This window comes from Lysinibacillus sp. NPDC056232 (assembly GCF_042267565.1).
GTDB lineage: Bacteria > Bacillota > Bacilli > Bacillales_A > Planococcaceae > Lysinibacillus.
On the sequence record NZ_JBHJTF010000042.1, the window covers coordinates 1 to 20495 of the forward strand.

A 20495-nucleotide genomic window follows, 5' to 3' on the forward strand; every position below is an offset into this window, starting at 1 on the left:
ATATATATTACATAATAATATTATTATGTAAACTTGAAACGTAGAGTAACCTTGTTTATGATAGAATAGGAAGATGTAGAAAGAAAGTTTTGGTGAACGTATGTGGAAAAAGATGCTCATTCTTGGAGCAACAACTTTACTTTTAACGGGCTGTGGCAATGAAACATTGGCAGAGGTGGTTCAAAGTAAAAAGACCGATATGAAATCGGAAAAGGCTGTGACGAAGCAGCAAGAAAAAATTGTACCGGAAGTAAAAGTAGTTGGGGAGAACGGAATCGGTGCAGGAATTATTATTAAAAAAGAGGACGGTAAGCTGTATATTGTGACGAATGGGGCGCTCGTGGCTTCAAAGCCAACTGCGCTTGTACAATTTAATCATGATAAACTGATGGAAGCTGAAGTGCACTATTTATCGACTGCTTATAACATAGCGATTTTGGAAGTACCATATAACGCATCGGTAAAGGTGCCGACCGTCTATAATGGAGAATTAAATCAGTTAGCTGTTTATGTCGATAGCTTACCACACATCATTCAAAAATATAGTGACCGAGTAGCAGCTTATTACATAGATGCTGAACAAAATATACGTATAGGGAGTCCTGTTCTAGAAGCGGAGAATGGTGAACTTGTGGGCATCTATATGAAACGCAAGGAAAACGGTGTATCACAGCCGTTTATATTGCCATTTAAAGATATAATGATGTTATTGGATGAATGGTGTGAAGTTGGTATGAAGCCAAGTAATCGACTAGCTCAAGCCAAAAATTTGTATCCGTATATAGAAAAGAGCGACAAGGAAGAAGTCCAGCAAGCTATTGAGCAATACGGAAAGAACATTTTTGCTCATAATGCCGATGAAATAAAGCTATTTTTAGATACGTTTCATAAGCATTTAAAAGCAGCTGTTGAGGTTCATGATGCTAGTGTCATGAAATCTTTCATAGGTACAAACGATTTACAAAGTACACTAGATAATATGGTTGCGTATTATGGTTCCAAAAAAGCGCAAATTTATTTTTCTAATACGATGATTAAAAACATCAGTATGAAAGGACAAACTATTGTTGTTCGTGCCAAAACGGAATATGTTCTAACAAATTCTACTGGTCAAGAGGCACTTGCGAACTCTATGATGGTATATGAAATAAATAAAAATGAACAGGGCGAGTATCAACTTATTCGTCTAATAACTGAGGAGTGAAAAGTTGGATGGAGCAAGCAAGACAAATGCTACAACATCATTTTGGCTATGATTCATTTCGCAATGGACAGGCACCAATTATTGAACAAACATTACGAGGTCAATCAAGTCTTTGTGTGATGCCAACTGGCGGAGGTAAATCAATTTGCTATCAAATTCCGGCACTTATGCTAGATGGCCTTACAGTCGTCATATCCCCTTTAATTTCTCTGATGCAAGATCAGGTAGAAGCATTGCGTGCTGCAAATATTCCAGCCGCGTATATTAATAGTACCTTGACCGTGCAAGAAGTGAATGAAACGATACAGCTGGCAAGTGCAGGTTATTTAAAGCTTCTTTATATAGCGCCAGAGCGATTAGAGAGCGCAACATTTTTACAAGTATTATCGAATTTATCTGTACCTTTGATTGCTGTGGATGAAGCACACTGTATATCCCAGTGGGGGCATGATTTTAGACCAAGTTATCGAGCAATCCAAAAATTATTTACGTTGTGGCCGCAAAAGCCAACTGTCTTAGCACTTACTGCTACAGCTACACCAGCAGTTTGTGATGATATTAGACAATTATTAGATATTGACGAGGAATCAACTGTGATTACTGGTTTCTCGCGCGACAATTTAGCGTTCTCTGTGTTAATCGGTGAAAACAAAGAGCGTTACATTAAAAATTATTTAGTGAAAAATAAAAATGAAGCGGGCATTATTTATGCGGCAACACGAAAGGCTGTAGACGCGATCTATGAGCTGTTAAGTCGTTCTGGCGAAGCTGTTGCAAAATACCATGCGGGACTATCAGAGGACATGCGTATGTCAGAGCAGGAGCGCTTTTTAAAAGATGAGGCGCGCATTATGGTAGCTACCAATGCATTTGGAATGGGTATTGATAAGAGTAATGTACGCTTTGTCATTCATTATCAAATGCCACGCAATATGGAGAGCTATTATCAGGAAGCGGGACGTGCAGGGCGTGACGGCTTACCAAGTGCTTGTATTTTACTGTATGCATCAGGCGATGTTCAAACACAGCGCTTTTTAATTGAACAGACGCAGGATGAAACACGGATTGCACAGGAATTAGGAAAGCTGCAAACGATGGTGGATTATTGCCATACAGAAGGCTGTTTACAAAATGCCATCTTAACGTATTTTGGCGAAGTACCAGGTACGCCTTGTAGTCGTTGTAGTAATTGTAATGATGGACGAGAAGTTAAAGATGTAACGGTAGATGCACAAAAGGTGTTAGCTTGTGTCGTAAGGATGGGGCAAAAATTCGGTAAGACGATGGTGGCCCAAGTGTTAATTGGTTCCAAAAATCAAAAGGTCACGGAATTTGGCTTTGCAAGGCTGTCTACCTATGGCATATTAAAAGGACAATATTCCTCAAAGGATGTTTCAACTTTTATTGAGTTTTTAATTGCTGAGGGCGTACTTGCCGTTAAACATGGCACGTTTCCAACCATCTATGTTTCAGAGGAAGGCAAAGAAGTTCTACTCGGGAATCAACAAGTCATGAGAAAAGAAGCTGTTACTGTGCGTAAGCTTGTAGACAATGATCCGTTATTTGAGCATTTACGATTACTGCGTAAAGAGATTGCAGATGAGGAAAAGGTACCACCATTTGTGGTGTTCTCTGATAAAACATTACGAGATTTATGTGACAAAAAACCGAATGAGCTAGAAGATTTACGACATGTTAGTGGGATTGGTGAAGTAAAATTCGAAAAATATGGTAAGCGTTTCTTCGATGCTCTGCAGTCTTTTTTGAAAACAGTTTAAAGAGAAAAAAGGGAAGTGCTTAATTCAGCAGAATTACGCACTTCCTCTTTATTTATTGCTGTTTTCTCAAAAATTGTTGCAGTAAAAGCAGAAAGCTATTTTCAAAAAGATTGGTGCTTTTCAACTCCAAAGAACTTAATCATCTTTCATTTTCTGTGGTGAAGTGCTGATTTTTGCACTTCATGGATGGCTAACGGGGCAGAATACTTCAATAACAACAAAGGGTATTTATAGTAAAATTTTGTTGGAGAGGAGAATGAAATTGAGTAAAAAGAAAAAAGTGCTATTTCGGATTTCCATAGGTTTGAACATATTTCTTATCGCAATTGTAGCTTGGGGAATTATAAAAATGAATTTTGTTAAAGAGCAAGTTCTCGTTACGGAAGTACAGCATAATTTAGTAGAACTAGAAGGTTTAATAAAAAATCAGATTGATGATAATTGGTCTGAACCCAATTTGGTTACAACTGAATTAGGAGATGTATTGAATGGAATTTGGCTTGGTATGACTACGGGAAAGCAATTAGGAGCGCTTTCTAAAAGTGACAACGACATTCTGGAACGTTTATATTCTAAATTAAATCAATATCCTAATGATGAATTATATAGATTTGTTGATTTAACCGAAGAAGATAAAAAGAATTTTGAAGAATTGCGGGAAACACTTCGTGAAGTAGGATTAGGATTAAATATTACTATAAGTGCAGATATGGATTCCTTTATAAATCAAGCAGAGAAATTAAACGAAAAAATTAAATACCCATTAAATTAACATTTACTTGATATTGTGCTAAAGGGTGCTTTAGTAGATGATTCGGTTTTCGAACTATAAAAAAACAGAGTTGTTTCTACGCATTTTTGTAGATTAGCTCTGTTTTTTGTTGTCCTTCAAGATTTAGTTTAGCAACAATCTTTAAGAAAACAGCCTTATTTATAAAGTATTACAAACCGCTATTTCTCCCAAAGCTCGATCAGTCGACCTTCAGGATCTTTAATCCAAATAAACTTTCCAAATTCACTTATTTCTTTTTCCTTCTCTAGAGGAACACCAATATGTTCAAGATGCTTAATAGTTTCGTTTATATCATGTACTTGGAAATTTAACATTACTTGTTGTTCTGTTGGAAAATAACTGTCATTTTCGTTAAAGAATGAAAAGATCGTCTCATTTCCTAATTCGGGTTTAATCACAGTCCCATTCCAATTGTCTATTTCCATTTTCAACACTTCACTGTACCATTTTTTGATAACGTCAAGATTGTTCGTTCTCCAAAATATTCCTCCAAAACCTTTTATCATCGTATCTAACTCCTGTCTGTCTTTAAATTTTTTCGTTTTTCAATTTTATGTTTAGTTCCTTTTTCAACTATACCTCTCGAATAGTTCAAGTACAATTTTTCACATCGACTATTTTGGTGGGCTACTTTATGTAAAACGTTCGTTAGTTGAAGGATTTGATTTCATACTTATAAGATATATTATCATCTAGAATTGATAATATATCGTCTAAGTCAAAAAGCTGTTCTATGTAGTGTACACCTGCTGAATAGTTATTTTTGATTAACTTATTCCCTAATATTGAGGCTACATTACCTGTTATCTCTGTATTATTTGAACCAAATAATACGGATTCAATGGTTCCTTCTTTTCCCTCGATTTCCCCATGTACTTCCGCTTTAATTAAATAATCATTTGCGCCAATATTTAATTTATCAAAAATATGTAAAGCTCCCACAAATATATTTACAAAAATATTTTTAAAGAATTTATATTTTAATAGCTTGAAAGTTCCTAACTTTTTAAGTATAGCTAATTCTTTTGTTGTAAAGTCCGAGTCATAAAAGAAGCGAGAAGATACGTTTTCTAAATGAAGCGTTTTAGTGAGAATATGTTGGTCAGCCAGATTAAATCTATAAGCAACCCTTTTCCCATATTTTTTAGGTAACTCTACATATTTAGCATCAGTAAAACTACTTACATACTTATTTTGACCATTTTCACATATCGAATAATTATTATTTATATTATTTAGCAACCATTCTACTCCGTCATTGCCGTGCTTTTCACCAATCCCAAGCATTAGATAAGTGTCCGTACTGTTAACTTTATTAACCTGATTGACTAAATTTTTGACCATTAAATTTGATAAACCTGGCGCTAAACCTACCCCTAATACTAAAGTTGTTCCCAAATCAAGTGCTTTACTATGTAAGCTTTCAATTTTTGATAGGATAGTATAGGAAGGGGAAATATCTATATAATGAACTTTATTTTGAATACACATTTCAACGAAATTAGTATCTTTTTGGTCAAGGCACATTATTACTAACTGTGTGTGTGTAAATACTTCATGGGATGCCTCCAGATTATAAATATCTAGTTTCAACGGCAGAACCTTGCCATTCATAGACAAAGAAAACTTTTTTGCCTTTTCAAAATTTCTACCAGCCGCGATAACTTTTCCAGGGTAAATCTGAGATAAAGTGTTACAGATTACGGTACCGACTTGACCGTAACCGCCGATTACTAAAATATTTTTCACTAGAAAACCCACCTTCTCATAGTTTAAAACAGCTTACTCAATTTTAAATAAAATCTCCCTGTATCAAAAACCGATACTAACATTATGGAATAATTGTTCTTCAACTCTTTGACCGTAGAGTAAGTGATTTTTTCACATTCTTTCTCTATCTTAACATAAATATCCATTTACCTTTTTGCAATGAGCACCAAAAACGGAACCAATAATCACTTTATTTGAAAAAATCAATTTGGGCTAATCAATAGAACCAACAAAGTATTAGGTATTTGGCTTTTTTCGTGTCGGAAATTTCCTGAAATATTGACTGTATCCTGAGTAGTCCCGGAACAAAAAAAGAACCCGGAATTAAAATTCCGGGCTTGATGTTCACTTACTTATAGTGCTCCATGACACACTGCCTCGCTTCCGCATTGATCTTAAAATTCTTTAAGACAACTGTGCTTTAGCTGCATTCAGCTTTGACGGTCCTTCTGAGTTATCGGTCAGCCCCACTCATCGGGTTAACCCTCCTTGTCATTGGATTTGAAGTGAAATCTTTAATAGTATAGACCGTTCATTATTTTTTATACACGTTATTAAAAAGGAAAAAATTCAACGGCTATACCTTGAGATCAATTATTCCTAGGCATAATTGCGTCCTGAATCGACTTTGTGCTTAGGCCTGTAGATGTTTTTTGTGCGAAAGCGCAGTGCCACCGTAGAGACAGCAACGTGTTTGTTTTTGTCTGTGCGAAAGCGAAGCGACAGCAACAACATGAAATCAGTTAGCCGTATCGCATGGATGCGATAACGGCTAACATCCTAAATAAAGTCCTTTTCGATTCCATGACATCCACCGGTGAGTTTGGGCCAACGTGTTGTTGGTCACTTTGTCGTGTGTTCTTGCTGACGCTTCGCTTTCGCTACCAAAACATCTGTAACTGCCGTTTCACTTACGTTACATAAAACATTTGCTGAAGGAGTTAAAAAAATCACCTAAAGAATAACGAAAGAGGGGATAAAACAAAAAAGAACCCGGAATTAATATTCCGGGCTTGATGTTCACTTACTTATAGTGCTCCATGACACACTGCCTCGCTTCCGCATTGATCTTAAAATTCTTTAAGACAACTGTGCTTTAGCTGCATTCAGCTTTGATGGTCCTTCTGAGTTACCGGTCAGCCCCACTCATCGGGTTAACCCTCCTTGTCATTGGATTTGAAGTGAAATCTTTAATAGTATAGACCGTTTATTATTTTTAATACACTAATTTTAAAACATTTCGATTTTAAAGAGATACATGATAAGTCTCTATTTACCATAAGCTTCAAAGTAGAAAAATTCCTTGATTATATAAAAAATTAATTTCTGTAAACTGACGATTAATGTAACAAACATTAAAAAAAATGCCAAATTTTTAGTATTAGAAATGGATTTTTTCGAACGAGCTCATATCTGTATAAACCCTGTATTTATCGAGAAATACACATATTATTAAATTTAAGAAGCTAATATAAAGGCTCCCTAAATTATTTTGTCATACGTTATTCTAACTTGGAGATATTAAATTTGAGGTATTTTAAAAACTCTCGAGCTGCCAAAGAAAAATGCTTTTTCTTTGATCGTACCCATCCGAAAGATCGTTGATGAGATTCGAAATTTATTAATGGAATCGGGATAATGGCTCCACTATTTACATAATGATCATCTTTTAATGCTATATCCATCAAAAAGCTTATCGCTAAACCTTCTGCTACGGCCTTTTTAATAACTTCGGTATTGTTAGATGTAAATAAAATATTCATTGGTCCATATTTATTCAAAAATATTGAAATGGAATCTTTCCATATTACCCCATCATACATCACGATAGTTTCATTTATTAACTCCTCAGGCGTTATATAATCGCTGAATGCGAATGGAGAATGTTTGCTGACACATACCATGATTTTGCCCTCTAATAAGGTTTCGAAAATCAGCTCATCATGTGCATTCCAATCGATTCCATCGAGCATAGCTAATCCGATGTCAATCTTCCCTTGGCTAACATCTTCAATAATATTTGGTGACTTTTTTTCTGTCATGAGTATACGAAAGTTAGGATAGTCTTTTTTAAAGTTAGTTAATGTTCCAAGTAAAATTGGTAGGAAAAAGCTAGGGCTGGCCGATATATTTAATTCTCCGCTTATGAATGATGCTTGCTCTTGCGCTTCTTCTTGTATTTCTTCAAGTTTAATAACAATTTCATACGCTTTTTTAAGAATGTCTTTACCCTCTGCTGTTGGCAGGGCGCCTAACCGTGAACGTGTAAACAATTGAATGCGTAATTCTTGCTCTAAACTGGTAATTGCCTTACTAATGGTCGATTGAGAAACATGAAGGTTTTGGGCAGCAACGGAAATCGAACGTGTTTTAGCTACTTCAACAATATATTTTAATTGTTCTAAATGCACAACGTTACACCTCTTTTGTATGAATTTGATTCAAGTATATATGATATATTACCATTTTACTTTACCTACAACCATATATAAAATAATTATTAAGAATGTTATAACTATTCTAAAAACAATAAATGAAACCGCTTTCTATTTTAGGGAGATTGTGTTTTGGAGAGGAGTAAAGTATGCATGAAACAGTACAAATCGAGAATATTCAACATTTAAAAGAGAGGTTACTTAAGTTCATTTACAATGAGTTGTTACCGTTTGAAAGTGAACATGAAATTGATTCAGAACAAGAGATTTCAATGGAACACATTAAATGGGTCAGAAAGCGATCAAAGGAGCTCGGGTTTTATGGCATCAACCTTCCAAAGGAGGTAGGAGGACAGTCACTTAACCTAAAAGGACTATGTGTCCTAAAGGAAGAACTAGCAAAATCAGGGGCTGCTTTATGGGGGCATGTTTTAGGTGAAATAGGGGGACCTTTACGTATTGGCCAGATGTTCAACATATTCACTCCGGATCAAATAACAAAGTATGTAATGCCGGTGATTAATGCTGAAGCGGGATGTTGCTTTGCATTATCAGAACCTGGGGCAGGATCCGACGCCCGTGCCATTCAAACCACGGCAGTACGCGAAGGTGATCATTATATATTACATGGTAAAAAGCATTTTATTAGCGCTGCTCCATATGCAGATTGGGCTATTGTGTTGGCAAAGGAAATTGTGGAGCCAGCTAGTGAAAGAGTAACTGCTTTTATTGTAGAGAAACAATTAGAGGGAAGACCAGGTTTTGAATTAGGAAATATTCAGGTTCCAATTTCCGGAGAACGGAGCACAGCCGAGCTAATCTTTAATCATTGCCGAGTTCCATCTGCCAATATTCTCGGTCAACCTGGCAAGGGGTTGATACTGGGACTTGGTAGAATAAATGAAAATCGGGCGTCTTGGGGCGCTACCTACCTTGGGGTTGCACAACGATTATTAGACTTATCTACCAATCATGCCAAACAGAGGATCCAGTTTGGAAGACCAATTGGAGATTTTCAAGCCATTCAACATATGTTAGCGGAGATGGCGACTGAAATATATGCGGCACGTTGCATGCTCTACGATGTGATTGAAAAGATTGATCATGGTGAAAATCTAAGAGGAAGTGCATCGATGGTTAAATTATATTCCTCAGAGGTTGCTAATCGAGTTGCTGACAAGGCTGTGCAAATCTTTGGTGGTCAAGGGTTAATGAAAGGACACCCTGTAGAGAAAATGTACAGAGACGTACGGATGTTTAGGATTTTGACTGGTACATCTGAAATTCAGAAAAATATGATTGCTAAGGAATTGCTGAACAAATAAAAGAAAAAAGAATACACCTAATTCAATCATAATCGGAGTTTCGAATTGAAAAACTATTTTTATACTTTACTAAGGAGAGGAAGTTTTCATGGATACATTAACTTTTCAGGGTTTTCTGTTCAATAGTATAAATAAATTTGATGATCAACCAGCACTTACTTGTGTTGATACAAATGAAACTATCACTTACAGAGAATTACGGGTTCATGTGGAGGCGGTAGCAAGCCAGTTAATACGTCTTGGCGTACAAATCGGAACGCATGTTGCGGTTCTGATTCCAAATAGTATAGAAAATGTCGTATATAATCTCGGTGTTAGTCTATGTGGGGCAACTGTTATCCCATTAAATGATAAGTTGGGTGTTAGAGAGATTGACTTTATCTTGAGAGATGCCGAGCCCCAAGTTGTTATTATGGCAACTCAGAAACATGTAGAAGCGGTCTTTAACTACCAAAAAGAGGCAGGTAAAAAGAATGTAACAGTTATTGGTCTGCAAGGCTTCGACGTTAAATACCCAGAGGAATTTTATTCTATTGATGTACAGGATAAAACAGGAAACGTAGCGTTCCCCGTGGCCTCATTAGATGACTTAGCAATCATATCGTACACCGGTGGTACAACAGGGACACCAAAAGGGGTCATGCACTCTCAACGAGGGTTTGGTGCATCACTCATGGCTTCATGTATGGAATATCCTTACGATGACCAAGACAAGATTTTGTTCTGTACACCCATTATTCATGCTGCAGGAGTGTTACTACAGAGGTCATTAGCATCTGGATGTCATGTATATATCATGAAGGCATTTCATCCAGAAGTATTTATGCAGATTGTACAAACAGAACGGATTACAAGCACTTTTGTGGTTCCAACTATTATTTATCGATTGATAGATGAGGCTAAGCGAAGAAGCTATGATGTCAGCTCATTGCGTAATATAAACTATGGTTCCTCACCCATCTCTTCAGAACGTCTAAAAGAAGCATTTGAAATATTTGGACCTATTTTTAGACAGCAGTACGGGATGACGGAATGTAGTATTGTCATTGCGAGACTTACAAAAAGCGATCACCTCTTTGCTTATGAGAACAATCTTGATGTGTTAAAGAGCTGCGGAAAACCGTGTATGCTGAGCCAAATTCGCTTGGTTGACGATAATGGTCAAGACGTGAAACCATTGCAACCGGGGGAGATTGCTGTCAATACCCCTTCTGTCTCCGTTGGTTATTACAAAAGGGCAGACCTGACAGCAGAGGCATACCGGGATGGCTGGTTCTTTACGGGGGATATCGGAAAACTAGATGAACATGGCTATCTTCATATTGTCGAACGTAAAAAGGATTTGATCATTTCTGGCGGTTTTAATGTATACCCTGCTGAAGTAGAGAGGATCGTGAACCAGCATCCTAAGGTGGCGATGAGCGCTTGCATAGGCATACCGCATAACGATTGGGGTGAAGCGGTCTGTCTATTTGTTGTACTACGTAAGGGTGAAACTTGTAAGAAGGAAGAATTAATCGAGTTTTGTAAAGAACGTACTTCAGTTTATATGGTTCCAAAAGAGATCTTTTTTGAGACGTCTTTACCGTTAACAATGGTTGGGAAGATTGATAAGAAAGAACTAAGAAGACCTTTTTGGGAAGAAACACCACGTTTGGTGAATTAGAAAACCCAAAATTCGGTTAGTGTTTTTTATGAATATTCGAATAAAGATGGTCACTAAAAAGGTATTTTTAAAACGTTGATTATGATTACAACCATTAAAGGAATGCCGCAAAGGGTACGTATCAAAAAGCGAGACTTCGAAAAGGAGTGAATAAAAATGCAAGTATATGCTGCTGATAAAAGGCGTAAATCCATTATCATCATTCTACTATTTATTGGGACGGTATTAAGTTACATTGATAAAACATCAATGAATGTAGCCATCATTCCAATTCAGAAAGCTTTAGATCTTAATTCTTTTGAATCAGGTTTAGTTTTAAGTATCTTCTTTTTCAGCTACGCTCTGATGCACCCAGTAGGAGGGTGGCTTACCGATAAGTATGGTGCACGAAAGGTGTTGGTCTTTTCTATATTAGGATTTTCGCTTTTTACGGCACTTACAAGTCTTGCCTGGTCATTTATCTCGTTGCTTTTAATTCGTTTCCTGTTTGGTATAGCGGAAGGCAGTGTTTTTCCTGCCAGTATGAGATCGATCACTGACAACTTTGACGAAAATGAAAGAGGAAGAGCCAGTTCATTCTTTCTATCTGCACAAACGGCAGGTGGTGTGATAGGTTCTGTTGCGATAGGTTTTTTGTTGGTTTCCTTTGAGTGGAGATGGATGTTTGTTAGCATTGGGATTTTAGGCGTTTTTATAGCATGGGCCAGTTGGACTTATCTAAAATCTCCAGAAGATCAGCGAATAAATACTAAGGAACAAAATAAAAACAAGGTTCCTTACAAAATGGTATTTAAAACCGATAATTTTTGGAAATTCCTCTTTACGAAATTTTTTTCTAATATCGTGAATTGGGGGATGATTACCTGGATGCCTTCTTATTTGGTAAGTAAAGGTTTGGACTTGTTATCTGCAAGTGTCTTGATGGCCATTCCTTATGTTGCTTCCTTTATCATGTTTAATGTAAGCGGCATTATTTTAGATAAATATATGGTTGGAAGAGAAAAATACCTAGCAATGGGAGGATTACTATCTTCCAGTGTCTTTCTATATTTGATGTTTAATGCAACATCTGTCTCTCTTGGGATTGTTTTTTTGACCTTCAATGCTATCTCCATCTCGTTTATCGGAACTTCATTATACACAATGATTATTAAGTATTCAGGTAAGGAATTAACTGGTTCTGTGACAGGATTTGTTTCCTTTGGTGGACAGATTGCTGGGGGGATCTCACCAATGGTCATTGGGTTTGTTCTTACTATTTTCAACGGATCTTATACGGCTGTTTTTTGGTTTTTAATCGCTTCTGCACTGACTGGGGCAATTGCTGCATTAACGATTAATAATAAAGGTAAAGAATCAAAAGAAGATGTGCTTATAGGGCCTTCTTTTTAATGAAGGAGAGATTGTCATGCAGAATTTAACAACAAATAAAATGCAAGTTTTTCCGCCAAACTCAGCGGATATCGTGACGAAGGAGAATTGGTTTACTTCCCAAAAAAATTTGCAAGGGTATTGTCATAGCGGTGAACTGAGTCCTTGCCGTATTATCTGGAGAGGAAGCCAGAAGCCCTCCCCATTATCATACGCTAACGATTCATTAGATCTGGCAAAAATATACGTGAATAAGGATGAAAGTGTGTTAGCGTATCTTGAAAGAACGAATACAGATGCTTTTTTAGTGTTGCATAAAGGAAAAGTTTTGTACGAGAACTATTTTAATGGATATAAATCGTATCAGCCTCATGCATTGAACTCTGCTACAAAATCATTTGTCGGATTGATTGTTAGTTTACTTGCTGATGTAGGGGTATTGGATTTAAATCAAAGGGCCTCTTTTTACATTCCCGAATTAATAGGAACAGGTCTTGGTGATGGAACGATTCAGCAATTGCTTGATATGCAAGTTCCTGTGAAATATATGGAAGCTAACACGCCAATGGGAATAGGCCGTGGGACACCAATTTTTATTGCATCTGGGTCAATGCCAAAACCCGATAACTATAATGGACCTGAAAATCTATATGAATTTATGATATCAAGCAAAAAAGATATACGTCCCGGTACTGTATTTAAATATGATAATGGGCAAACAGAAACGTTGGGCTGGATTATCAAACGCTTAACAGGAAAAGATTTGGCAGAATTAATTCAAGAATTTATATGGTCTAAATTGGGTGCAGAAGAAAATGCCTTAATGCACTTAGATCAAATCGGTACAGATATAGCCAGTGGCGGTATGCGGGCTACATTGCGTGATTTGGTACGTTTTGGTGATATGTTGTGTAACGATGGTTACTATAATGGCCAACAAATTATTCCGGAGCATATAATTAGGGAAATTCAAAAAGGGGGGAACTCAAAATTTCTTGCGGAAAGTACTCATAATTTTCTTTCTGGATTCTCCTATCATAATCAATGGTGGGTTAGCCATGATCGATATGGGGGATTTTCTGCTCGAGGCAAGTTTGACCAGCGAATTCATATAACATCAAAAGCTGATACAGTCATTGTAAAATTATCTTCTTATCATTCCCCTAGATCAGAAGGAACAGATGCGTATCAAGCGATAACAGAATTTTTAGTAAAGCAATAACATCAGAGCTATTCATGAGGGCTTGAAGCTTTTAAAGGGACTATCTAAGAGTTATGTTCACTGAATATGATACTTTCAAAAAGGGATAGGGAAGGGTTATCGTTTATGGAGGCTTTAAATAAATGGACAGAAGAAACAGAAGATAGTGTAAAATATGCACAGCAGCATTTAGCAAATGAAAGAACGTATTTAGCTTGGATACGGACTAGCATATCTATTGTTGGAGTAGGGTTTTTGACCACTTCTTTGCATTTCACGATTAAAGTTAACTCGACACATTATATTCATATCATAGCCATATGCCTCGGCATCTTCGCCTGTATCATTGGTTTTATAATAGGGGTGCTGGCTACTTTTCAATATTCAAGGAAAAGGAAAGAAATCCAGGATGGTATATTTAATCCTTCATATCGTTGTATTTTTATTATTTCTTGCCTTTTTTCCATCTTAATTTTCATTATTTTTATGTACCTTTCTTTCTTATTATTTCTGTAGGCTATTAATAGCGTGCAGTATGAGGGAAAACGGCTACTTAATAAGGTAGTATATAAACATAAAAACACGTATTTTGACTAAACATCATTCAAAATACGTGTTTTTTAGTTTGCTATATTCATTTTAATGAAGGAATTACTCTTTATCCCAATGCTCAGTGATGAACTGATCACGACCAGAAATCGCACGGTCCTTCTGATAATGCTCTGACTCTTTTTTATAAAAGTCCTGATGATAATCTTCTGCAGGGTAGAAGTACTTAGCATCGCGAATTGTGGTTACAATAGGTTTATCAAAGCGACCACTGTTTGCTAGCTGTTCCTTTGAAGCTTCTGCAATGCGTTTTTGTTCTTCTGAATAAGTAAAGATTGCTGTTGTATAGGATTCACCACGGTCATGGAATTGACCAAAAGCATCCGTTGGGTCAATTTGCATCCAGTAAATATCAAGGAGCTGTTCATAACTAAAAACGCTAGGGTCGAATTCAATTTCGACTACTTCTAAATGACCAGAAGTCCCTTTTTTGACATCCTCATAAGTAGGATTGTGTAAATCGCCACCCATGTAGCCGGAAGTGACCTTATGTATACCTTCCCATTCAACAAATGGTTTTACCATGCACCAAAAACAACCGCCAGCAAACGAAGCTTTCTCGATCATATTCATCATCCTTTCTTTCGTGAAAATATTATAGCATTATTTGGTACATTCTTGGCAAAAAGGGTGTAAAATAACCTTTACATAGATATGGATAGGATTCGCAACATACTATAAAATGAACCTTTCTTTAGATTGAATCGTTACATTACTATAAAAAATAGAGGAGTTAACAGTTATGGAAGAGCAAGATTATTCAAGACGCTCACAGCGCCCCCAAAAACGGCGCTTGCGTAAAGGGAGAGCATTCTTCACATTGATATTACTTTGTGTCATCGTAATTGCAGGTTATTCCGTTATGCAATATCGAAGTGGACTCAAATTGGCAAGTGATACAAAGGTAGCTCAAGAGAATTTCAAGGGCGACCCAGTAAATGGCGATGTGGAAAACTATTTATTATTAGGGATCGATACTCGTGGTGAAGAAAAATCACGTACAGATACAATGATGGTTTTATCGTGGAATAAGAAAACAAATGATATGAAACTCGTGTCACTCATGCGAGATATTTATGCAGAGATTCCAGGTTATAAATCCTATAAACTTAACACGGCTTATTATTTAGACGGTGTTCAATTATTAAAAGATACGATCGGCAATATGTTTGGCTTACCGATTCATCATTATGCAATTATTGATTTTAAAAATTTTGAATCACTTGTAGATATTTTAGCGCCAAATGGAGTTGAAATCGATGTAGACAAAGATATGTCCGAAAATATTGGGGTTTCATTAAAACAAGGTGTCCATAACTTAAACGGTAAAGAATTACTTGGCTTTGCCCGATTCCGTCACGATGCTGAAGGGGATTTTGGTCGCGTAGCACGTCAGCAAAAGGTTATCGAAGCCTTAAAGAATGAAGTTTTATCACCTCAAAATATGTTGAACTTACCAAAATTCGTTGGTGCAGCACAAGGATATATAACAACGGACTATTCATCAGCTGAAGAGGTTCAACAAGTGCTGAAAATGGTGTCGAAAGGTAAAGTCAAAATAGAAAAAGCAACAATTCCAATTGAAGGTAGTTATAGTTTCAAAAGCTTTAGTGGTGTTGGTGATTCAATTGTTATGGATGTAGAGAAAAACAAAGAATTTTTACGTAAATTTTTAGGCATTTCCTTAGAGTGATTTTTCGCAAAATCCAAGATTATCCTGTAAAATAAGGGTATAGGATTGGTATTGGGGTGATTAGATGGAAAAAGACAGACCAAATGAGCGTTCGAATTTCTTTTCAACGAAGTTTATTCGCTTTATAGGTGGTAAAAACTTATTTTTTACACTGATTGTTTTATTATTACTAGCATGCGTTATTTTTATGTTCCAACAAGTTTCCTTTATATTTACCCCGCTAAAAGTTTTATTTGAGGTAGTTATTCTACCAGGGGTACTAGCCATTATTGGGTATTATTTATTTCGTCCAATAGTAGGGATTTTCGAAAGATGGCGGATCCCAAGGGTTTGGGGTATCTTTCTTCTATATATCATTTTGATTGGTATCATAACGTTATTAGTAGTACTTGTCTATCCGTTTTTACGAGACCAGTTTACTAATTTAGCACAGGAATTCCCAGGGTATTTTATGGCGTTCACACAAAATATTGCTGATTTTTTCAATAATTCACGTATCAACGACTACTTAGATAAAATTAATTTAAACTATGATTCAATGGTGAAGAATTTTACTACGGATATGGTGGAAACGGTAAAAGATACGGCTGCGAATTTAGCACAAGGCGTAGCATCTGGTATTACTGGCTTCGTTTCAACTTTAACGGGAATTGTTCTATCATTAGTGACGGTGCCATTTATTTTATTTTACTTACTTAAAGATGGTGAAAAACTACCGAGCTTTATTATAAAAATTTGTCCGCCACGTATGCGTAAAGAAGTACAAGAAATTTTCCACGATATGGACAAGCAAATTAGTTCCTATATTCAAGGCCAAATTTTGGTATCAATGTGTATTGGTTCAATGGTGACCATCGGCTTTTTAATTATCGGTATGAAATATGCCTTATTGCTTGGCTTCCTTGCTATGATTACGAGTGTAGTTCCATACTTAGGGCCAGTCATTGCCATTACTCCAGCGGTCATTATCGCTCTTGTTACATCACCATTCATGCTTATTAAGCTGGCTATTGTTTGGACTGTCGTGCAACTCATTGAAGGGAAATTCATTTCTCCGCAAATTATGGGTAAATCACTGAGTATCCATCCAATTACCATTATTTTCGTGTTATTAACGGCTGGTTCTTTATTTGGCGTACCAGGTGTCATTTTAGGGATTCCAGGCTATGCCATCATTAAAGTGCTTGTGACACACTTATTCAAGCTATTTAAACACCGTTATAATCGTTACGAGGATGAGAGCCATCAAAAATATGATGTGTAAGAAGAGACAGTTACTGCGAAATTGCAGTAGCTGTTTTTTTATTAAATTGATCCTTGCATTAACGATAAGAATCTTCAGAGGTGTCAATATGTTAACCTTATATTAGGGTCGCAAAGAGGATGGAGAGAACAGAGAATGAATTCTATACCGATTAATTTACAAGAGAAATTAGCTAAATTCCAAGATCACTGGTCTCCAAAGGTTATTGCTGAAATGAATGATTATCAATTTAAGCTAGTCAAAGTACAAGGGGATTTTGTTTGGCATAAACATGAAGATACAGATGAAGTCTTTATCGTCCTTGAAGAGAATATAATCATTGAATTTCGTGATGGAAAAGTTACTTTGAAGAAAGGTGAAATGTTTGTTGTTCCACGAAATGTCGAGCATAAACCTTACGCTGCATCCGAATGTAAAATTATGCTTGTAGAGCCTAAAGGTGTTGTGAATACTGGACAAGAACAAACGGAGCAAACAGCAGAAAATGATGTTTGGATTTAACTTTTCATTATGAAAAATTAATATACGCAACAGTACCCTTCCAACCATTAAAGTTAGAAGGGTTTATGTTGTTTATATAATTTTTTGTGGTGTAGCTTGCACTTGTGCTAAACGATCAACATCATCTAATCAAATATACTCTAAAAATTACTTAACATCGAAATGGGGGTTACGTATATTGAAACTGGAAAGGCTCTTATCTATTATTATTATTCTACTGAACCGTCGAAAGGTGCAGGCTAAGGACCTAGCGGAGCAGTTTGAGGTATCTATTCGGACGATATACCGAGATATTGACTCCATTAATGCAGCCGGCATCCCGATCATCACCTATCAAGGAACAAACGGTGGTATTGGTTTGGCAGAAGGTTACCGTTTGGATCGAAATTTGCTAACAAATGACGAGCTTGCTACTATCGTTACCGCTCTTCGCAGTATTTCCACTTCATACGGCAAAGAGCAAAACCAACGACTTGTAGAAAAAATAAATAGTGTCGTACTACCAGCACATGAAGAAGAATTTCAACATAAGACAAATCGCGTACTAATCGATTACTCTCCTTGGGAAGGTATTGAACGTCTCCGTCCAAAACTACAACTATTAGACGAAGCAATAGATAGCAGTATATTAGTGTACTTCACCTATTCGAATGCAGAAGGTGAAGTTTCCAAGCGAATAGTAGAGCCGCATGTGCTTATGCTGAAAGGAAGGCAATGGTATCTACAAGCATATTGTCTAGAAAAAAAAGAGTTTCGCCTTTTTAAACTAAAAAGAATGAAAGGGCTAGAGGTAGATCGTGAAAGAAACTTCGTTCGTCGAGATCCCGTTACTCAGAAGCATGTCGAAGGCAAGCGTAAATTCAAGCCATCCGATGTACCCGAAGTTGTCTTTCGATTCCAGGATGAAGCTCGGCATTTAGCAGAAGAATGGTTTGGTATTGAAGAACTTTTGCCAGTTGAGGATGGCAGTTGGCTAGTAAAAAAGGCGTATCCAGAAAATGAATGGCTCTATAGTTTCATTCTTAGCTTGGGACATCATGTAGAGGTGCTTGAGCCTCAACATTTACGGGAAATCATTGCTAGTCGTGCGGAAAAAATAGCGATCATTTATAAAAATGACAAAGCAACCTGACAATCAGTTGTCAGGTTTATTGTTTTATACTGGTTTCATTCTATAATAAGGAGAATGATTTTGGATGAAACAAAACGAACAAAAAAGTATGACTGAATGGAATCACGTATCGTCTGAAGATAACATTACTACGAAACGAATTGAACCTAGCCGAATTGAGGTATTATCCTCCTTCACGTTAGCTGGAATTAGTACCTTTACAACAAATGAAGCCGAACGAAGCCAAGATGGCAAAATTGGTAAGTTATTTGAAAATTTCCATTCTCAAAATATTGGTAAGAAGCTAGGAGCTCATATCCAAGAGGATGGTCATTATAGCTGTTACTTCAACTATGAACAAGGAGATGCGGGACTTTATGAAGTAATGGTCAGCGTACATATAAAGGAAGAATTACAACTTCAAAACCTAGATATGATTAAAGCATTTACTGTACCTGCTGCAAAATATGCTGTATTCGTCACAGAACGTGGACCCATTATAGAAATGGTTCAGCGTACTTGGGCTGATATTTGGCAATGGTCACAGCAGCCGGGGAATAACCGAGCATTCACAGGTGATTTTGAATATTATAGCAAGGATATTAACCCAGAGGACGGACAAGCAGAAATTTATATTTCGATAAAATAGCTTTCATGTTGTACTAGACAATTTGAATCGCTTTTAGAATTTTATTAATCGTACGATTGAGTATGGATTAGTTTGTTATTTTTAAAAAAGGAATGATGTATATGAGTACAATTGAAAATAGCAAGGTGGAGGAAGTATTCAAACAGTATCCTAAACACATTCAGTCGAAACTATTGATTCTTCGCCAGTTAATTTTGGATACGGCTATAGAGACAGAAGGCGTAGATCATGTGGAAGAAACGTTAAAATGGGGAGAACCTAGTTATATCACAAAAAAAGGGAGTACAATTAGATTAGGATGGAAACAGTCACGCCCAGATCAATACGCCATGTATTTTAACTGTAATACGAAGCTAATTGATACGTTTAAAGAGGTTTATCAAGATTTATTCAACTATGAAGGTAATCGAGCGATCGTTTTTGCTGTAAATGATGAGATACCAGTAAATGAATTAAAACAGTGTATTGCATTGGCACTCACTTATCATACTCGAAAACATCTACCAATGCTTGGGATATAATAACATAAGTTCTGCTCGATCTAATTGTTAGGCTAATTATGAATAAAAGTACCCTATAAGAGAGACTTTTTTTAAGTGTCTTTCATATAGGGTACTTATTACGTAAGGGATGCTTTTTATTATAAGGGTTTCCATGATTTAAACATTACTCTAATTTTTCTAGAATGGAATAAATACCTGCTGACTCTTCAATTAGAAATAACTTGTTATCCTCTTTGACATTATATATAACAGTTCCTTCATCGTAAGAATTGGAAGTTAAATTTTCCTTTTCGATATCAGAGGATGGTACTCTTTTTTTTATTTCTCCAAATACTTCGCCCGTTGAATATTTTTCATGTTTTGTTAAGTCATAAGAGGCATAAATTGTTCCATTTAAATTGACCATGGGTACATACGATTGTTCTTGTTCTTTATCTAACGAAATATCATTTTCTTGAATTGTTGAACAGCCATTCAAAACTATTATTACAGCCACTATACACACCAAAATATTATACTTCAAAAACTCTCATCCCTTCATTATTTCGCTTTCTATCTTAGACGTCTGATTAACTAAGTAGGTTACCATTTTTGGATATTAGTTTAATATGATATAATACAT

At 36.3% G+C, this 20495-nt stretch carries 19 protein-coding genes; 14 read left to right on the plus strand and 5 right to left on the minus strand.

Going from position 1 to position 20495, the window contains the following annotated elements; translation table 11 throughout:
- Positions 1–100 precede the first annotated feature (100 nt).
- From ACFCYJ_RS22745 to ACFCYJ_RS22755, 3 genes are all read left to right on the plus strand, one after another.
- Entirely contained in the window at positions 101–1204 is a 1104-nt protein-coding gene (locus tag ACFCYJ_RS22745; protein WP_376077390.1) for a TcaA NTF2-like domain-containing protein, read from the plus strand.
- Between the two features lie 8 nt (positions 1205–1212).
- Complete coding sequence (recQ, locus tag ACFCYJ_RS22750; protein WP_376077393.1) at positions 1213–2982, plus strand: DNA helicase RecQ; 1770 nt, start codon at positions 1213–1215, stop codon at positions 2980–2982.
- A 256-nt stretch (positions 2983–3238) separates the two neighbouring features.
- Entirely contained in the window at positions 3239–3754 is a 516-nt protein-coding gene (locus tag ACFCYJ_RS22755; protein ID WP_376077396.1) for a hypothetical protein, read from the plus strand.
- Positions 3755–3933: 179 nt separating this feature from the next.
- Here the strand turns inward: ACFCYJ_RS22755 and ACFCYJ_RS22760 are convergent, their stop codons facing one another.
- The 3 genes from ACFCYJ_RS22760 to ACFCYJ_RS22770 all read right to left on the minus strand — a co-directional run bounded on the left by ACFCYJ_RS22760 (position 3934) and on the right by ACFCYJ_RS22770 (position 7956).
- Complete coding sequence (locus ACFCYJ_RS22760; RefSeq protein ID WP_376077399.1) at positions 3934–4281, minus strand: VOC family protein; 348 nt, start codon at positions 4279–4281, stop codon at positions 3934–3936.
- 142 nt (positions 4282–4423) lie between these two features.
- Positions 4424–5524, minus strand: coding sequence for a saccharopine dehydrogenase family protein (locus ACFCYJ_RS22765; RefSeq protein WP_376077402.1), 1101 nt, complete (start codon positions 5522–5524; stop codon positions 4424–4426).
- Positions 5525–7047: 1523 nt separating this feature from the next.
- Positions 7048–7956: a LysR family transcriptional regulator gene (locus ACFCYJ_RS22770; RefSeq protein ID WP_376077405.1), complete on the minus strand. Its 909-nt coding sequence runs from the start codon at positions 7954–7956 to the stop codon at positions 7048–7050.
- A gap of 173 nt (positions 7957–8129) precedes the next feature.
- On the opposite strand from ACFCYJ_RS22770, the gene ACFCYJ_RS22775 reads away from it, so the two are divergent.
- From ACFCYJ_RS22775 to ACFCYJ_RS22795, 5 genes are all read left to right on the plus strand, one after another.
- Positions 8130–9305, plus strand: coding sequence for an acyl-CoA dehydrogenase family protein (locus ACFCYJ_RS22775; RefSeq protein WP_376077408.1), 1176 nt, complete (start codon positions 8130–8132; stop codon positions 9303–9305).
- 88 nt (positions 9306–9393) lie between these two features.
- Positions 9394–10971, plus strand: a complete 1578-nt coding sequence (locus ACFCYJ_RS22780) for a class I adenylate-forming enzyme family protein (protein WP_376077411.1) — start codon at positions 9394–9396, stop codon at positions 10969–10971.
- 156 nt (positions 10972–11127) lie between these two features.
- Positions 11128–12363 (plus strand): MFS transporter, encoded by a 1236-nt coding sequence (locus ACFCYJ_RS22785; RefSeq protein WP_376077412.1) that lies wholly within the window; start codon positions 11128–11130, stop codon positions 12361–12363.
- A 16-nt stretch (positions 12364–12379) separates the two neighbouring features.
- Positions 12380–13564 carry a serine hydrolase domain-containing protein gene (locus ACFCYJ_RS22790; protein WP_376077415.1) on the plus strand — a complete coding sequence of 395 codons (1185 nt, stop codon included), beginning with the start codon at positions 12380–12382 and terminating at the stop codon, positions 13562–13564.
- A gap of 105 nt (positions 13565–13669) precedes the next feature.
- The gene (locus tag ACFCYJ_RS22795) at positions 13670–14059 is read left to right on the plus strand and encodes a YidH family protein (protein ID WP_376077418.1); all 390 of its coding nucleotides are present in this window, start codon (positions 13670–13672) and stop codon (positions 14057–14059) included.
- A 135-nt stretch (positions 14060–14194) separates the two neighbouring features.
- On the opposite strand, the gene msrA is transcribed toward ACFCYJ_RS22795, so the two are convergent.
- Entirely contained in the window at positions 14195–14719 is a 525-nt protein-coding gene (gene msrA, locus ACFCYJ_RS22800) for a peptide-methionine (S)-S-oxide reductase MsrA (RefSeq protein WP_376077420.1), read from the minus strand.
- A 175-nt stretch (positions 14720–14894) separates the two neighbouring features.
- Here msrA and ACFCYJ_RS22805 point away from each other — a divergent pair, with 175 nt between their 5' ends.
- The 6 genes from ACFCYJ_RS22805 to ACFCYJ_RS22830 all read left to right on the plus strand — a co-directional run bounded on the left by ACFCYJ_RS22805 (position 14895) and on the right by ACFCYJ_RS22830 (position 19891).
- The gene (locus ACFCYJ_RS22805; protein ID WP_376077422.1) at positions 14895–15845 is read left to right on the plus strand and encodes an LCP family protein; all 951 of its coding nucleotides are present in this window, start codon (positions 14895–14897) and stop codon (positions 15843–15845) included.
- A gap of 64 nt (positions 15846–15909) precedes the next feature.
- On the plus strand, positions 15910–17109 hold the full coding sequence (locus ACFCYJ_RS22810) for an AI-2E family transporter (RefSeq protein ID WP_376077423.1): 1200 nt from the start codon (positions 15910–15912) through the stop codon (positions 17107–17109).
- A 135-nt stretch (positions 17110–17244) separates the two neighbouring features.
- Positions 17245–17610 (plus strand): cupin domain-containing protein, encoded by a 366-nt coding sequence (locus tag ACFCYJ_RS22815; protein ID WP_376077426.1) that lies wholly within the window; start codon positions 17245–17247, stop codon positions 17608–17610.
- Between the two features lie 178 nt (positions 17611–17788).
- Positions 17789–18742 carry a helix-turn-helix transcriptional regulator gene (locus ACFCYJ_RS22820; RefSeq protein ID WP_376077429.1) on the plus strand — a complete coding sequence of 318 codons (954 nt, stop codon included), beginning with the start codon at positions 17789–17791 and terminating at the stop codon, positions 18740–18742.
- A 64-nt stretch (positions 18743–18806) separates the two neighbouring features.
- Positions 18807–19370: a GyrI-like domain-containing protein gene (locus ACFCYJ_RS22825; protein ID WP_376077432.1), complete on the plus strand. Its 564-nt coding sequence runs from the start codon at positions 18807–18809 to the stop codon at positions 19368–19370.
- A 101-nt stretch (positions 19371–19471) separates the two neighbouring features.
- Complete coding sequence (locus ACFCYJ_RS22830) at positions 19472–19891, plus strand: DUF1801 domain-containing protein (protein WP_376077435.1); 420 nt, start codon at positions 19472–19474, stop codon at positions 19889–19891.
- Between the two features lie 145 nt (positions 19892–20036).
- Here the strand turns inward: ACFCYJ_RS22830 and ACFCYJ_RS22835 are convergent, their stop codons facing one another.
- Positions 20037–20396, minus strand: a complete 360-nt coding sequence (locus tag ACFCYJ_RS22835; protein WP_376077438.1) for a hypothetical protein — start codon at positions 20394–20396, stop codon at positions 20037–20039.
- Positions 20397–20495: the final 99 nt, after the last annotated feature.

Bases quoted from the DNA above. Each gene is read 5' to 3' on its own strand.
- ACFCYJ_RS22795 (WP_376077418.1), top strand. From the start codon at position 13,670: ATGGAGGCTTTAAATAAATGGACAGAAGAAACAGAAGATAGTGTAAAA.
- ACFCYJ_RS22775 (WP_376077408.1), top strand. From the start codon at position 8,130: ATGCATGAAACAGTACAAATCGAGAATATTCAACATTTAAAAGAGAGG.
- ACFCYJ_RS22810 (WP_376077423.1), top strand. From the start codon at position 15,910: ATGGAAAAAGACAGACCAAATGAGCGTTCGAATTTCTTTTCAACGAAG.
- ACFCYJ_RS22745 (WP_376077390.1), top strand. From the start codon at position 101: ATGTGGAAAAAGATGCTCATTCTTGGAGCAACAACTTTACTTTTAACG.
- ACFCYJ_RS22825 (WP_376077432.1), top strand. From the start codon at position 18,807: ATGAAACAAAACGAACAAAAAAGTATGACTGAATGGAATCACGTATCG.
- ACFCYJ_RS22830 (WP_376077435.1), top strand. From the start codon at position 19,472: ATGAGTACAATTGAAAATAGCAAGGTGGAGGAAGTATTCAAACAGTAT.
- ACFCYJ_RS22805 (WP_376077422.1), top strand. From the start codon at position 14,895: ATGGAAGAGCAAGATTATTCAAGACGCTCACAGCGCCCCCAAAAACGG.
- ACFCYJ_RS22760 (WP_376077399.1), bottom strand. From the start codon at position 4,281: ATGATAAAAGGTTTTGGAGGAATATTTTGGAGAACGAACAATCTTGAC.
- ACFCYJ_RS22755 (WP_376077396.1), top strand. From the start codon at position 3,239: ATGAAATTGAGTAAAAAGAAAAAAGTGCTATTTCGGATTTCCATAGGT.
- recQ (WP_376077393.1), top strand. From the start codon at position 1,213: ATGGAGCAAGCAAGACAAATGCTACAACATCATTTTGGCTATGATTCA.
- ACFCYJ_RS22780 (WP_376077411.1), top strand. From the start codon at position 9,394: ATGGATACATTAACTTTTCAGGGTTTTCTGTTCAATAGTATAAATAAA.
- ACFCYJ_RS22785 (WP_376077412.1), top strand. From the start codon at position 11,128: ATGCAAGTATATGCTGCTGATAAAAGGCGTAAATCCATTATCATCATT.
- msrA (WP_376077420.1), bottom strand. From the start codon at position 14,719: ATGATCGAGAAAGCTTCGTTTGCTGGCGGTTGTTTTTGGTGCATGGTA.
- ACFCYJ_RS22790 (WP_376077415.1), top strand. From the start codon at position 12,380: ATGCAGAATTTAACAACAAATAAAATGCAAGTTTTTCCGCCAAACTCA.
- ACFCYJ_RS22815 (WP_376077426.1), top strand. From the start codon at position 17,245: ATGAATTCTATACCGATTAATTTACAAGAGAAATTAGCTAAATTCCAA.